General features: G+C 53.9%; 17 protein-coding genes and 1 pseudogene (1 of these 18 cut by a window edge). 2 read left to right on the forward strand and 16 right to left on the reverse strand.

What is annotated here, in order from left to right; all coding sequences use genetic code 11:
* Nucleotides 1-190, forward strand: partial view of a polysaccharide deacetylase family sporulation protein PdaB gene (pdaB, locus tag FLT43_RS13720; protein ID WP_087444254.1) — the final stretch only. 614 nt of this gene lie to the left of the window's left edge; 190 of the gene's 804 nt are visible here — the last part of the coding sequence; the start codon falls outside the window, past its left edge; it ends in the stop codon at nt 188-190.
* 47 nt (nt 191-237) lie between these two features.
* On the opposite strand, the gene FLT43_RS13725 is transcribed toward pdaB, so the two are convergent.
* Complete coding sequence (locus FLT43_RS13725) at nt 238-840, reverse strand: KinB-signaling pathway activation protein (RefSeq protein ID WP_087444253.1); 603 nt, start codon at nt 838-840, stop codon at nt 238-240.
* Nucleotides 841-975: 135 nt separating this feature from the next.
* On the opposite strand from FLT43_RS13725, the gene gerD reads away from it, so the two are divergent.
* Nucleotides 976-1,659, forward strand: a complete 684-nt coding sequence (gerD, locus tag FLT43_RS13730) for a spore germination lipoprotein GerD (protein WP_087444252.1) — start codon at nt 976-978, stop codon at nt 1,657-1,659.
* A gap of 68 nt (nt 1,660-1,727) precedes the next feature.
* Here gerD and FLT43_RS13735 read toward each other — a convergent pair whose 3' ends face one another.
* The 15 genes and pseudogenes from FLT43_RS13735 to infA form a co-directional block, all read right to left on the reverse strand.
* Nucleotides 1,728-2,834 (reverse strand): Mrp/NBP35 family ATP-binding protein, encoded by a 1,107-nt coding sequence (locus FLT43_RS13735; RefSeq protein ID WP_087444251.1) that lies wholly within the window; start codon nt 2,832-2,834, stop codon nt 1,728-1,730.
* Between the two features lie 76 nt (nt 2,835-2,910).
* The gene (gene cwlD / locus FLT43_RS13740; RefSeq protein WP_087444250.1) at nt 2,911-3,681 is read right to left on the reverse strand and encodes an N-acetylmuramoyl-L-alanine amidase CwlD; all 771 of its coding nucleotides are present in this window, start codon (nt 3,679-3,681) and stop codon (nt 2,911-2,913) included.
* A 108-nt stretch (nt 3,682-3,789) separates the two neighbouring features.
* Nucleotides 3,790-4,965 (reverse strand): sulfate adenylyltransferase, encoded by a 1,176-nt coding sequence (gene sat, locus FLT43_RS13745; RefSeq protein ID WP_087444249.1) that lies wholly within the window; start codon nt 4,963-4,965, stop codon nt 3,790-3,792.
* An 18-nt stretch (nt 4,966-4,983) separates the two neighbouring features.
* Nucleotides 4,984-5,679 (reverse strand): phosphoadenylyl-sulfate reductase, encoded by a 696-nt coding sequence (locus FLT43_RS13750; protein ID WP_087444248.1) that lies wholly within the window; start codon nt 5,677-5,679, stop codon nt 4,984-4,986.
* A gap of 240 nt (nt 5,680-5,919) precedes the next feature.
* Nucleotides 5,920-7,161: pseudogene (locus FLT43_RS13755) on the reverse strand (DUF2264 domain-containing protein).
* 166 nt (nt 7,162-7,327) lie between these two features.
* The gene (locus tag FLT43_RS13760) at nt 7,328-7,906 is read right to left on the reverse strand and encodes a cupin domain-containing protein (RefSeq protein WP_087444247.1); all 579 of its coding nucleotides are present in this window, start codon (nt 7,904-7,906) and stop codon (nt 7,328-7,330) included.
* 149 nt (nt 7,907-8,055) lie between these two features.
* The gene (gene rpsI, locus FLT43_RS13765) at nt 8,056-8,448 is read right to left on the reverse strand and encodes a 30S ribosomal protein S9 (protein ID WP_087444246.1); all 393 of its coding nucleotides are present in this window, start codon (nt 8,446-8,448) and stop codon (nt 8,056-8,058) included.
* Nucleotides 8,449-8,469: 21 nt separating this feature from the next.
* On the reverse strand, nt 8,470-8,907 hold the full coding sequence (gene rplM / locus FLT43_RS13770) for a 50S ribosomal protein L13 (RefSeq protein WP_006676520.1): 438 nt from the start codon (nt 8,905-8,907) through the stop codon (nt 8,470-8,472).
* A 236-nt stretch (nt 8,908-9,143) separates the two neighbouring features.
* A complete protein-coding gene (truA, locus tag FLT43_RS13775) occupies nt 9,144-9,965 on the reverse strand; it encodes a tRNA pseudouridine(38-40) synthase TruA (protein WP_087444245.1) in 822 nt (273 codons plus the stop codon).
* 154 nt (nt 9,966-10,119) lie between these two features.
* A complete protein-coding gene (gene rplQ / locus FLT43_RS13780) occupies nt 10,120-10,485 on the reverse strand; it encodes a 50S ribosomal protein L17 (RefSeq protein WP_006676518.1) in 366 nt (121 codons plus the stop codon).
* Between the two features lie 33 nt (nt 10,486-10,518).
* A complete protein-coding gene (locus FLT43_RS13785; protein ID WP_087444244.1) occupies nt 10,519-11,463 on the reverse strand; it encodes a DNA-directed RNA polymerase subunit alpha in 945 nt (314 codons plus the stop codon).
* A 137-nt stretch (nt 11,464-11,600) separates the two neighbouring features.
* The gene (gene rpsK / locus FLT43_RS13790; protein ID WP_087444243.1) at nt 11,601-11,996 is read right to left on the reverse strand and encodes a 30S ribosomal protein S11; all 396 of its coding nucleotides are present in this window, start codon (nt 11,994-11,996) and stop codon (nt 11,601-11,603) included.
* A 19-nt stretch (nt 11,997-12,015) separates the two neighbouring features.
* The gene (rpsM, locus tag FLT43_RS13795) at nt 12,016-12,384 is read right to left on the reverse strand and encodes a 30S ribosomal protein S13 (protein WP_087444242.1); all 369 of its coding nucleotides are present in this window, start codon (nt 12,382-12,384) and stop codon (nt 12,016-12,018) included.
* A gap of 20 nt (nt 12,385-12,404) precedes the next feature.
* A complete protein-coding gene (gene rpmJ / locus FLT43_RS13800) occupies nt 12,405-12,518 on the reverse strand; it encodes a 50S ribosomal protein L36 (protein ID WP_003333770.1) in 114 nt (37 codons plus the stop codon).
* Between the two features lie 97 nt (nt 12,519-12,615).
* Entirely contained in the window at nt 12,616-12,831 is a 216-nt protein-coding gene (infA, locus tag FLT43_RS13805; protein WP_006676514.1) for a translation initiation factor IF-1, read from the reverse strand.
* Nucleotide 12,832 lies beyond the last annotated feature (1 nt).

A 12,832-nucleotide genomic window follows, 5' to 3' on the forward strand; every position in this document is an offset into this window, starting at 1 on the left:
CTTGCTCCATGCCAGCGATTCATGCAAGCAGACCCATCTCGCTCTCCCCGCCATCATCGACAGTCTGCGGGCCAAAGGATATGAATTCGTCACCGTGTCGGAGCTGATTCAGCAGACCGATATGAAGAGCAAGCCGATCGAGGACAAGACAACGATGAGCGAGCACCTGCATAAGGCTGTTGGAATGTAGCATATGCACCTTTGCCTTGCCGCATGAAAAAAGCTGGCGGAATTCCGTCAGCTTTTTGGTGTTCCTAGTATCCGGTTCAGCATGAGCACCTGATAGGCGTTGCATGCCGCGAGCGGCAGATAGACGTACCAGGTCGCAATCCCGCTAATATTCAAGGCGGACAGCGTCTCGACCGTCGTAATGGCGATCATGAAGAATAAAGTAGGTATGAATGCGGTCCTGTTGGTTGCCTTGACTTTAAAATAACCGACGATCAGGGCAACTGCGAGCACGGCCAGTCCAAGCAACATATCGTTCATCGCGTCTCCGCCCCGCTGCGATGCATTATCCGCAAGCAGCATGCGCAGGAACATCAGATCGAGCAGAGCAATGACGGTGAGCACCGCTTGGATGTACGGCCAACTTTTTTTGAACAATCCGATGGCAATGAAATTCAACGTAAGATACGCAAAAAAACCCATTTGCGAGTATACGCTTACAGTAAAGCCGCTCAAAATCAGCTGCACTACATTCAATACCCTGTCCATCGGGCCAGTGAAATTTTGGAATTCTCCCTGAATGATTTGCAGGGACAGACCCATCACTAATGTGATTCCGCCTCCGATAAGGAGCGTGGTCCAAAACAAATAAAACCATTTTTTCAACGTCAAGGCACTGCACCTCCGCAATGTTCATTATTTTACCAAGGTTCTCAGCAAAAAACTATAACTGACAAACATAATTCACAATTCGTCCTGCCATACTACGCGTAAAGGCATGAATGGGACAGAAAGGAGTGCCGTGCCATGAAGACATCATTCATCCGTCTCGCGATGGTTGGCGCCATTATGATGCTGCTTGTCGCCGGTTGCGGAAGTGAACACCCCGCTGCCCAGAGCAGCATGGATTATAAAGAACTAAAAAGCATGGTTATCGATATTCTCAAGAGCGAAGAAGGACAAAAAGCGGTGCATTCCGCGACATCCGGCGGAGCTGGCGGCGGCATGCAGATGAAGGCGTTAACGATCCAGCAGCAGGAACAGATCCGCATGGCAGTCAAGGATACGCTCGTATCGCCCGAATATGAGAAGGTCATCGAAGAGGTTATGAAGGACCCGAAGTTCGCCGGAGAATTCGCCAAAGCCATCAATAAGGAAAATAAAGAGCTCCATCAGCAGCTAATCAAAGATCCGACATATCAGAAAGCGTTCGGCGATATGTTGAAGTCGCCCGATATGTCCAAATCCTATCTCGAACTGATGAAGACCCCGGAATACCGCAAAAATCTGATGACGTTGGTTAAAGATGCCATGGGCAGCCCGTTATTCAAGCTCGAAGTTATGGATTTATTGAGCAAAGTCGTGAAGGAAGAGCTTCAGCCGGAAGAAAAGGGAAAGAAAAAGAAGGAAGGCGAGAAGGGCAAGGAAGGCCACGAAGGCGGAGGCGGAAAAGAAGAGGGCGGCGGAGGAGGCGGCGGCTCCGGTTCATAGGCCTCCCCTCCCCTGTAAATGCAAAGGACTCCACACGGGAGTCCTTTTGTATGGAGCGATGATGCCGTTCAGGACAAGCGCCGAACGACTTCTTCGGCCAGTTCTGTGTACAGCTTGCCGATAGCCGAATCCGCCTTGTATACCGAAGGCGAGAAGTCCGGCTCTGCCGGGTGATTGTCCGGCGAACCGAGCGGAATCTGGGCCAGCAGATCGGCGTGAAGCGCTTCCGCGAGCTTGCCCCCGCCTCCGCGGCCGAATACGTACTGCTTGTCTCCGCATTGCCCGCACTCGACATAAGCCATATTTTCCACGACGCCGAGGATATCATGCTTCGTATGGAGCGCCATCGAACCGGCCCGGGCTGCGACGAAGGCAGCCGTCGAATGAGGCGTCGTGACGATAATCTCCTTGCTGTGAGGAATCATCTGGTGAATGTCCAGCGCAATATCTCCAGTTCCCGGAGGGAGATCAAGCAGCACGATATCGAGCCCGCCCCACTCCACTTCCTGGAAGAAGTTGCGAAGCATTTTGCCCAACATCGGGCCGCGCCATACAACCGGACTATTGTCTTCCACGAAAAAGCCCATCGACATCACTTTGACGCCGAACCGTTCAATCGGGATCACCATGTTGTCCCGCACGATCGGGCGGTCTTCAATCCCCATCATATCAGGGACACTGAAGCCATAGATGTCGGCATCGATGAGTCCGACCCGCTTGCCCAGCCGGGCCAGAGCAGCCGCCAGATTAACCGTGACGGTCGATTTGCCGACGCCGCCCTTGCCGCTGGCCACGGCGATGAATTCTACGCCTGAAGCCGGATTGAGCAGCGGATGCAGCTCCATCCCCGCTCCATGACCTGCAGGCTCTGCGCCTCGTCCGGCGGTTTCTTCGGCTGGCTGCAGGCCGATGGCTTGCAGCTCCGCCGCCGTCGCCAGGCGGATGCGTACATGGACATCGTCCAGGCCAAGCGGTGACAGACGTGTCTTAATCTCGCGGGTAAGCCGCTCTCGCGCTTCTGCATCTGCAGCCTGGGGAGCGATCAGGGCGGTTAGCTTCACCTCTCCCGGCTTGATCATCAGATCGCGAATCCATTGAATATGAGTCAATTCCTGGCCTGTCACGGGCTCCGTTAATCCATGCAGCGCTTGCAAAATATCTTCTTTCGTGATCATGATGGCACCTCGTCTCTATCAAGGTCAGCAGGCGGACATGCTGCTTCGTTACGTAGTCTATTATATCATAGGAACTCTATTTACCAATGTTTTCCCCTGACATAAAGCGGAGTATTCCTTTGTAGACCGAGGCAGCCACCTTCCGCTGATACTGTTCGTCGGCCAGCTTGCGGGATTCTTCCAGATTCGAGAGGAATCCCACTTCAACGAGCGCAGACGGAATCTCGATGTGATCCATCAGATATAAGCGCCGATCTACCGGCTTGGCCACCCGATCCGTATTTTCGAGATTGTGCCGGATCTCGGACTGGATCCATTTGGCCAGACGCTCGCTCTCCGGGTGCCGCTTCGTATAGAACGATTGGGCGCCGCTCCACTTGCCCGACGGGATGCTATTCATATGCAGACTAATCAGAATGTCCGCTTTCTTTTCCTGAACGAAGCTGACGCGCCGCTTCAAGTCTTCCGCCTTGCGCTTCGAGTACCCTTTGGTATCCGGGGCCGCCAGATCGTAGTCCCCTTCCCGGGTCATGAAGACAACTGCTCCCGCCTGCTGCAAATAATCGCGCAAATATAAAGCGATAGAGAGATTAATATCTTTCTCAATCACCCCTTGCTTGCTGACCGCGCCGCCATCCGGACCTCCATGGCCCGCATCAATGATGACGACCTTGCCGGATAACGGAATCGTCCAATAAGTCCATGTCTTCGTGGCCGGCATCTCGGCGGTCATGATGGCGATGACCGCCAGCACAAGGCAGATGCTGACGAGCCATTTACGCACGCTTCGCAGCGGTATCCATAGAATTGATGTTTTTTTGCTTCGTTTTTCAGTCCATTTGTTCATACAAAAAGTCCACCTCCGTTCCCATACAGACACTAATCATCTATATGGGACAAGGTGGACAAATATACATCGATTTATACGTACCATAGCTAGGTGGAGGAATCGGGTCTACGCCTTCAGATTGGCCGGTTCCGACATGCCCTCGATCAGGATCCGGGCCACTTCCGGACGCGAAAATTCAGGCGGCGGGCAAATGCCGTTCCGCAGCATCTCGCGCACCTTCGTCCCGGACAAGGCGACATGCCGCTCCTTCGGATGCGGGCATGTCTTGCTGGATGCCATATTGCCGCAAGCCGTGCAATAGAAGCTGTGCTCGAAGAAGAGCGGGATAATGCCGAGCTCTTCCGGCTCGAATTCACGGAAAATATGCTGCGCTTCATAAGTTCCGTAATAATCGCCTACGCCGGCATGATCGCGGCCGACGATGAAGTGGGTGCAGCCGTAATTTTTGCGGACAATAGCGTGAAAAATAGCCTCTCTCGGGCCCGCGTACCGCATCGCGGCCGGGAAGACGCCGAGAAAGACCCGATCTCTCGGATAGTAATGCTCCAGCAGGCTGACATAACTGCGCATGCGCACATCCGCAGGCACATCGTCGGACTTCGTCTCGCCTACGAGCGGATTGAGGAACAGCGCATCGACAATCTCCATTGCGCTCTTCTGGATGTACTCGTGAGCCCGATGAACCGGATTGCGGGTCTGGAAGCCGACGACGGTTCGCCAGCCGCGGTCCCGGAAGATCTGTCTCGTCTTGGCCGGATCGAAGTAATACTCGCCGAAGCGTTCCGGCTTCGGCCTGCGCAGCAAGCGAATGCTTCCGCCGACACAGAACGCCGGGCGCTCCAGCAGCTTCTGGACGCCGGGATGAGCGGCATCGGTCGTGCGGAACACCTGCTCCGCCTCTTGATATGGATCGATCTCGAAGATACTCTGCACCGCGATCGTTCCGTACAATACGTCATCCTCTTCACCAATGAGGGCGGCTTCTTCGCCGATCCGCAAGGTGTGTGCGGTCTCCGCCTGGACCTGGAGCGTAATTGGAAGGCTCCACACCGTACCGTCCGCGAGTCTCATCCGTTCCACGACATGGCGGTAATCTTCTTCGTTCATGAAGCCTTGTAAGGGAGAAAATGCCCCTATGGCAATGAGATCAGCATCGGACAGCGTCCGCCGGTTGATTCGTATGGCGGGAAGCCCGGCAGCCTCCTGCTCGATTCGCCCGGCCTCCGCTTCCGGGACGAGTCTGGAGATGAGTTGTCCGCCATGCGGCAGGATTGTAGTCATTATTCGTTCTCCCTTCGCTTATTGCTGATGAAGCCCGCATTCCACTTTTCCGGTTCCGGACCAGCGACCGGCGCGCGGATCTTCTCCAGGCAGCACCTGACGCGTGCAGTAGCTGCAGCCGATGCTGGGGTAATTCAGATCATGCAGTGGATTGTAGACGACGTCATGCGAATGAATGTAGGTCCACACGTCTTCGGAGGTCCACGCGGCAAGCGGATTGAACTTCATCAGGCCGAACTTCGTATCATACTCGACCTTCTTGGCATTGGCCCGGGTCGGCGCCTGATCGCGGCGAATCCCGGTAATCCAGGCATCATATTGCCCGAGAATGCCGGTCAACGGCTCGACCTTCCGGATACTGCAGCATAGATTCGGCTCCCGTTCCCACAGTGCATCCCCATGCAGTTCAGCCTGCTCTTGCGGCGAGAGCGCCGGAGCGACGCGGACGAACTCCAGATTATAACGCTCGCTCAGCCGGTCGCGTGTCTCATAAGTCTCCCGGAAGTGAAATTCGGTATCCAAATAGAATATATCGGTTGCCGGGCTGATGCGCTGCAGCATATCCACCAGAACAACGTCTTCCGCGCCGAAGCTGCATGCGAAGGTCAATTTCGGAAATGTCTCGGCCGCCCAGGCAATCAGTTCTTCCGGAGCTGCATGCTCAAATTGCTCTGCCTTTTCCTGCGCCAGCGCTTCCTTTTCCAACAGATTCATGTGTCGCTCCTCCACTTATGAATTATTCCGAGTTTTTCAATATGTTTTGTTAATTTAATTATAAGTACTTTCCTATCTTTGTCAATTTATTTTTCCGCAGCGATGTGCAACGTCTCGATGTTACAGCATATACCGGGACAATGCCCCAGGTGAATGTTCACGGACAACAAAAATCGGGCTTGCCGTTCAAGCCCGATCCCCTTTGCTCATTCCATTCTGTAAGACGAATCCTTCTGCTTGCTAATCCGCGATTGCCTCATCGATGGGGAACGGTTCTCCGGACCATGCCTTGCGCGAGGTCCAAGCTTCCTCCCCTTGCCAGAAAGAATGGGCGGGAGAGAGACCGAGCGGCAGCAAGACCGTCGAACATAAATAAAGACTGCCCGTCGAGATGTAGGCTTCTCCGATACCAGGCTGATGGCCGCAGAAGCCGATCGTCAGCCACCCATCCGCAGTGAAGGTTCCTTACGCCTCCAGCATGCGCCTCATGACGGCCGTCAAGCCGCAGCGCACCTGTGCCGGCGACAATGAGGGCGGCAGCTGATCCAGCCAGGCCAGCTGTGCCAACAACTGAAACACGCCGCAGCGGTAAGCGAGCGATCGTCCAAGAGGCGGGAAGGTCCCTTCAGGGGAGATCATCCGTTCCAATTGCCCCGCATGCCGCTTAGCGCGCTTCCATACCGCCGCCTTCATTCGTTCCCAGTCCGGGTAGCGATGGCCGACCGCCGTCAAGAGGTCCACCAGCATCGGCTGGATAACGAAGCTGTTGTAGTAGTCGGCATGATAGGCCGGACCGTCTCCATAAGCGCCATCGCCTGCATACCATGACTCGTGCTGCGTCAAGGCGTAATCGATCCGCATCGCGTCCCAATCGGCTTCACCCGCTTGGTGCAGGAACGCCTCGATAGCTGCAGAGAACAGCAGCCAATTGTTATAGTGCGGCCGGATGCGACGCGTCTCCCGCAATGCGTGAATGAGTTGCTGGCGGACTCTGTCGCGCAGCGGAAGCCACAGTGCCTCCGGCGCCCTTAGCAGCGCCTGCGCCAGAAAAGCCGCATCCACAAGCGGTTGATATCCTTCGCTGAAGTTCAGCCGGTCCGGTGAATCCGGCGCGGTGGCCGCATCGGTCGCCTCCATATACCAACCCTTCATCCGCTCCCGCAGTGCCGCTTCTTCCGGGGGGCCACCCGTCAGCGCCAGCCAAGGCGCGATGCCGGCCATCAAGCGGCCGAACGCTTCCAGCCCGGCGAACGGGCCGCGACCGTCACCGCTGCTCTCCAGCGGCATATCCCGTTGCAAGCGCCGCTCTGCAAGCGCCTTCAAGACTGGAGTCGCCAGTCGCTCAAGCGAATGCAGCCAATAGGCCCGATCCCGAACGCCCGGTTCAAAGTTAAGGGAGCTCTCACCGTTTGGCTCCTCGTTCCGCTGACAATTCTCGCTTGCCGAGAGCAAGCGCTGCTCCGTCCTCTCTTGTGATGCCATCGGCATTCCTCCTGTCCGCACCATTGCCAGACTTGAATTGAGAACTACTGTGTATTCTCATTATAACGGATGCACCGGTCGGCATATATAACAAAACCCCTGTTTCCCTGCGCGGAAAAAGGGGGAGTCGGGAATATAGGCTTCCGGCGGCAGGCACAAGGAGGGCTCAATAATAGAGTCTTGCGTCGTGATGCATGCCCGTCGGGTCAACCGATCGCTGCATACACCCGGGAGGAGGGCCGAGAATCAGCGATTCCGTAATGGGAGCTACCGCTTTCGCATAGTCCTCTGCGTTCACGCAATAGGCACGCTGCATCACTTCCTTCGGTACGGCCCGCAGAAAATCCGATCCAAACACAATATCCGGAGTCGGATGATCGAAAATCGTAAGGATATGAGCTTGGCTGGATTCGGCAATAATCCAATGAAACCAGCCTTTCGGGAAGATCGAGACTTGGCCTGGCCTCAGATGATAGACCATCAGCTTACGCGCAAACGGGTTAAACACCGCCGTAATGACCTCACCGCTAATGACAAAGACCGTTTCCGTTACATTCGTATGCCAATGCGGCTGTATAATAATGCCCCGAGTCATATGGACATTGAAAAGTCCATTCTTGATCGCAGGGAGCTGTTCCCCGAACAGCTGCGTAATGTAATTGTACGGATCGCGCTTATAATTGAGGACCTGATTGGAATCGGCGGCCAACGTCACATCCGCTGCTTGCAGCACGGTATCGCTCATCATGGCTTCCTCCTTCTTAGGTAAACGTCTATACACTGTATGCCCGGAAGGAAGGTTGGTGACGAACGGTTCAAGCGGCCTCCTGGAACAAATGAAAAGCCCTTGACCAACAAGGGCCAAGGGCGATAATCGTTGATATAACAGGCTTCTTAACGCTTCGAGAACTGAGGCGCGCGGCGAGCCGCTTTGAGGCCGTATTTTTTACGCTCTTTCATGCGCGGATCACGAGTCAGGAATCCTGCTTTCTTCAAAGAAGAACGCAGTTCCGGATCTGCTTTCAGGAGCGCACGGGAGATCCCGTGACGGATAGCTCCTGCTTGTCCGGAGGTTCCGCCTCCGTGAGCCAATACGATTACATCATATTTGCCAAGAGTCTCAGTAAGGTTCAGCGGCTGTTTTACAATCAGCTTCAACGTTTCCAAACCGAAGTATTCGTTAATGTCACGTTTATTAATCACGATGCGGCCTTCGCCCGGTACGAGACGAACACGTGCTACCGAGTGCTTGCGACGACCTGTCCCATAGTATTGTACTTGTGCCATGAAACTGTCCTCCCCTTTCTATTATCCGCGAAGTTCGTAAACTTCAGGTTGTTGTGCTTGATGCGGGTGTTCTGCGCCGGCATATGCTTTGATGCGAAGCTTCATTTTGTTGCCCATGCGCGTTTTTGGCAGCATGCCTTGAACCGCAAGTTCAATCATACGCTCAGGCTTCTTGTTCAGCATTTCCTGTGCGCTTGTCACTTTCAGACCGCCTGGATAGAGGGAGTGACGATAGTATTTCTTGTCTTGCAGCTTGTTGCCGGACAAGACGATTTTCTCTGCGTTGATAACAACGACGAAGTCGCCGCCGTCAACATGTGGTGTAAATGTCGGCTTGTGCTTGCCGCGGATAAGAGCCGCTGCTTCAGAAGCAAGGCGACCGAGTGTCTTGCCAGTTGCGTCGATAACGAACCATTTGCGCTCAACTTCAGCTGGCTTCGCCATATAAGTGGTACGCATGAAACATCCTCCTCTGATGACCTTCGATACAGTGTGAACGGCACACTGCGTCGCATATCACAATCTTTATTCATTACCATCGCTACGATAGTTCGTGTGTATATTCGTTCAGTACGTTCGTTTTCTTGATCTGTCACAAAATCTGTCAAAAACTGCCCATAGGCAGCGTGATTTCTTTGCGGGGCCGTGGGAAAGCCTAAAGAAACACAGATGTTATTTTACCGTATTCGGTGCTATTATGCAAGGTCTTTTTTCCCTTCAGCAAGAACCGGGACGGCCTTATCCATCCGGTCTTCTCCGTCATATTCAACACTCCACAGCGTCAGGCCGTGAGGCACTGCCGTCGGTCCTGCGGACTCCCGGTTTTTCGCTGCAAGAATGGGTACAATATCATCAGGAGAGAACTTACCCTCGCCCACCCAGATCAAGGTGCCCGCAATGATGCGTACCATGTTGTACAAGAAGCCGTTCCCCGTCACGGACACATAAATCCGGCCCCGGCCGGGCTCATGGTTCGTATTCGGTTCATGCTCCAAGCGCGCCTCGTAAATCGTGCGCACATTGGTTAGTTTCGGTGATTTGGGCGATGCGACTGACGTAAAGTCATGCTCTCCAACGAAGTGCTGAAGCGCCTGCCGCATCGCCTCAATATCAAGCGGTGCGGGATGATGGAATTCCACATTGCGCCGGAAAACATCACGCGTCCGCTCCGCCAGGATTGAATAACGATACGTCTTGCGCTTCGCTGAGAATCGGGCATGGAACGATTCGGGAGCTTCCCATGCATCCCGGATGACAATGTCATCGGGCAGACGCGAGTTCATCGCGGCGCACCAACGTTCGATGGGTATCGATGACTCGGTCGCGAAGTTAACCACTTGCCCGAGCGCATGCACACCGGCATCCGTACGCCCGGAAGCCGTAACGGCCGCATGCTCCTTCGTCAACATGTGAATCGCTTCTTCGATGCGTCCTTGTATCGTATCCCGACCCGGCTGCGTCTGGTAACCGCTGTATGCCGTGCCGTCATAGCTTAACAGCATTCCAATGTTACGCATATAGCACCTCCGTGGTGAACCGCATGCATGGCAGCGGGGTGCCTGGGCCGCTGACGACAGCGTCCCGAGGCGATTAAAAAGAAAAGCTCCTCATGGGAGCCTTCTTTCACGCCGCTGCTGCGTCGTTATCGTATCGCTAAACAGGACCGCGAACTTACGCGCGGTCAACCAGTTCCAAGTACACCATAGGCGCAGAATCGCCGCGGCGCGGTCCCAATTTCATGATGCGGGTGTAGCCGCCTGGACGTTCTGTGTAGCGTGGAGCAATATCCGAGAACAACTTCTGGATTGCATCCTGTTCTCCGTTCAGAGTCTCGCGGCGAACGAATGCAGCCACCTGACGGCGAGCATGCAGATCCCCACGTTTCGCCAGCGTAATGAGTTTCTCAGCGATGGAGCGAACTTCTTTCGCTTTCGCTTCCGTCGTCTGAATACGCTCATACAAGAACAAATCAGTTACCAAGTCGCGGAACAATGCTTTACGGGCACTGGAATCACGACCCAACTTTTGGTATGCCATTGCTATTTCCCCTCCTTCTAAGCCAAGTTCCTGTTAGTCTTCCATGCGAAGGCCCAAGCCGAGTTCTTCGAGCTTCTCTTGAACTTCCTCCAAAGATTTGCGGCCCAGGTTCCGGACCTTCATCATATCTTCTTCGGTCTTCGTAATCAGCTCTTGAACCGTATTGATGCCTGCACGCTTCAAGCAGTTGTAGGAACGAACGGAGAGATCGAGCTCTTCGATTGTCATCTCAAGCACTTTCTCTTTTTTGTCTTCCTCTTTTTCAACCATAATTTCCGCGTCTTTCGCTTCATCCGTCAATCCGACGAACAGCATCAAGTGCTCCGTCAAAATCTTCGCACCGAGGCTCACCGCTTCTTCCGGTCGAATGCTTCCATCCGTCCACACTTCAAGGGTTAACTTGTCGTAGTTCGTCACCTGGCCGACACGCGTATTCTCCACGTTGTAGTTCACGCGGGAGATCGGCGTGTAAATCGAGTCAACCGGGATCACACCAATCGGTTGGTCTTCCCGTTTGTTCCCGTCAGCCTGCACATAGCCACGACCACGATTTGCGAAGATTCGCATATGGAGTCTGGAACCTTGCGCTAAAGTTGCAATGCGGAGATCCGGGTTCAAAATTTCCACATCGCTGTCCGCTCGAATATCGCCAGCCGTTACAACCCCTTCGCCATCCGCATCGATTTCGAGAACTTTCTCTTCATCGGAGTGGATTTTGAGCGACAGGGCCTTCAAGTTCAAGATGATTTCCGTTACGTCTTCATAGACGCCTGGAATCGTCGAGAACTCGTGCAGGACACCGTCGATTTGGACGGACGTCACCGCAGCACCAGGCAAGGAGGAGAGCAGAATACGGCGCAGGGAGTTACCTAGCGTCGTTCCGTATCCTCGCTCCAGCGGTTCTACGACAAATTTGCCGTATGTGCCTTCCTCATTGACGTCCACGGTCTCAATTTTCGGCTTTTCGATCTCAATCACTGTATAACCCTCCTTCAAACGTCGCTGGCGTTTATCAACGTCAAACACCTACGGTCGGTCGATTCATGCAGTATGCCTAAACAACCATTATTCCCAACAGGCGCTAGCTTAATACTACACGCATCGGTGTGCCATCATTATACGCGACGACGTTTTGGCGGGCGGCAGCCGTTGTGCGGGATTGGCGTAACGTCTTTGATCATGCTGACTTCCAAGCCTGCAGCTTGCAGGGAGCGGATAGCAGCTTCACGACCTGCGCCAGGGCCCTTAACCATTACCTCAACCGACTTCATGCCGTGTTCCATTGCCGTTTTGGCAGCGGACTCTGCAGCCATTTGCGCAGCGAACGGAGTCGATTTACGGGATCCTTTGTAGCCCAAATTCCCGGAGCTTGCCCAAGAGATTGCGTTGCCGTGCGGGTCAGTAATCGTCACGATCGTGTTGTTGAACGTCGAACGAATGTGAGCCACACCAGTCTCAATATTTTTACGGTCACGACGTTTTGTGCGTACGACTTTTTTCGCTTTAGCCATTGCTAGTTATCCCCCCTTATTACTTCTTCTTGTTCGCTACAGTACGACGAGGGCCTTTACGCGTACGAGCATTTGTCTTCGTACGTTGCCCACGAACAGGCAATCCGCGGCGATGGCGGATTCCGCGATAGGATCCGATTTCGACCAAACGTTTGATGTTCAAAGAGATCTCGCGGCGGAGGTCACCTTCTACTTTCACATTTTTGTCAATCGCCTCACGGATTTTGTTCACTTCGTCTTCCGTCAAATCGCGAACGCGAGTATCCGGGTTCACACCAGCTTGCGCAATGACTTTCTGAGAAGTCGATTTTCCGATACCGAAAATGTATGTTAAGGCGATCTCAACGCGTTTATCACGTGGCAAGTCCACACCAGCTATACGAGCCATTAACGCTACACCCCCTTCTTTTATCCTTGTTTTTGTTTATGCTTCGGATTTTCACAGATTACCATAACGTTGCCTTTGCGTCGAATGACTTTGCATTTCTCGCAAATCGGCTTAACAGAAGGTCTTACCTTCATGCTGAATACCTCCTAGTTATCAAGTTGCACCCGTATCTCCAGCCCGCGTCTGACGGCCTGCAAGTGCATGCAAGTGCTCCTCGGCCATAGCCGGGCGCTACTTCCGATATGTGATGCGACCTTTGCTCAAATCGTATGGCGAAAGTTGCACGACCACTTTGTCCCCTGTCAGAATACGGATGAAGTGCATCCGCAGCTTGCCGGAAACATGGGCTAAAATTTGATGACCGTTCTCCAACTCAACTCGAAACGTTGCATTCGGCAACGGCTCAATGACCGTTCCCTCCACCTCAATTACATCTTCCTTGGCCAAC

Origin of the sequence: Paenibacillus thiaminolyticus (assembly GCF_007066085.1) — a bacterium.
Taxonomy (GTDB): domain Bacteria; phylum Bacillota; class Bacilli; order Paenibacillales; family Paenibacillaceae; genus Paenibacillus_B; species Paenibacillus_B thiaminolyticus.